General features: G+C 54.9%; 2 protein-coding genes. One reads left to right on the top strand and one right to left on the bottom strand.

The window, feature by feature from the left end:
• A partial coding sequence (gene pgk, locus CW742_RS13370) for a phosphoglycerate kinase (protein ID WP_292421199.1) occupies nucleotides 1–766 on the top strand: 766 nt, incomplete at its 5' end.
• 106 nt (nucleotides 767–872) lie between these two features.
• Here pgk and CW742_RS13365 read toward each other — a convergent pair.
• Nucleotides 873–1,329 (bottom strand): hypothetical protein (locus tag CW742_RS13365; RefSeq protein ID WP_292421198.1); only part of this gene is annotated, 457 nt, incomplete at its 5' end.

Below are 1,329 nucleotides of genomic sequence, written 5' to 3'. Positions count from 1 at the left end.
GTTCGGAACGGCTCACCGGTCCCAGCCGACCGTTGTGGGCCTCCCCCTTATGATGCGATCGGTTGCCGGGCTTCTTATGGAAAAAGAGGTTCTCTCCCTGTCCCGTGTCTTCTCAGGGGCGCCGCGGCCGGTCTGCATGGTCCTTGGGGGCACGAAAGTGGATGACTCAATAGCTGTCGCCCGGCACATGCTCGAGCATGGCATTTCCGACCAGGTGATGGTTATCGGCGTCGTTGCGAATGTGTTCCTCCTTGCCGATGGCTATTCCCTGGGGAAACCGTCAACCCAGCTGATACACCAGCTCAAGTACGAAAGCGAGATTGGGAATGCAAAAGCGATCCTGGAAAAATTCCGGGAGAAGATCATCATGCCGGACTGGGTTTCGGTCCGGGCAAACGACCGGCGCGCAGAGTACCCGGTCAGTGCGATACCGGAAAATACCCCGGTACTTGATGCAGGTATGGATGCCCTCGCAACCCTTAAGGGGGTGATCCGGAAAGCAGGAACCGTGGTATTCAATGGACCGGCCGGGGTATTCGAGGAAGCCGATTATGCCACCGGCACCTACGAGCTCCTGAAGGCCGCATCGCAGGTGGATCTCTCTGTAGCCGGTGGCGGGCATACGGCCGCAGTCATCGAAAAGCTGGGCATCGAAAAGGATTTCACTCATATATCGACCGGTGGTGGGGCCTGCATCGAGTTTTTGACCGGAAAAAAGCTGCCTGCGGTTGAAGCACTCGAACAATCAAAAAAACTGTTTGGGTAAGGTGCCTTCTCATTCCAGTTTGCTCTTGGTATGAGCGGGTTTTCCGAACCACAACAGGAAGTAAAATGCTGATGAAAAAAGCAGGGTTTTTTCCATACCCGTTTTTTTATTTTTCGATACCGCTTTCGGCCAGTGATCCTGCCATCCCCTGCCTCCTCTTCTGTTGCCGTGCCAGCAGATCATGGGGCGAGATACCCGTCGTTCGTGACACCCGGATAAGTGCTGCTTCAAGCTCTGCCATGTCCGCGGCCTCGGTCATCTTCGTTGTCCTGTGTTTCATGGTGTGAAGGACGGCAAAGGAGAAGGCAAGCGCAGTGAAGAGGAAGAGGGCCGCAGCGACAATGGTTACCGTTCCGGTAATAATCGCGAGTCGCCCTTCCTGCAGGATCAGTGCGGTACCGGTTATGAAAAGGGCCCAGACAACAACAATGGATATGCGTGTCGATTCGATCGGGCTTGATGATCCCCTGGATCGTTTTTCTTCCCCATGAACAGGAAAGGTATCGATTATTACCCCCAGACGCAGCAAGGCTGCGGATGACGCGACACTCACTATTATGCAG

This window comes from Methanoregula sp., from assembly GCF_002835825.1.
GTDB lineage: Archaea > Halobacteriota > Methanomicrobia > Methanomicrobiales > Methanospirillaceae > Methanoregula.
Note: the sequence above shows the minus strand (reverse complement) of the source record. Positions and strands in the feature narration are given on the sequence as shown.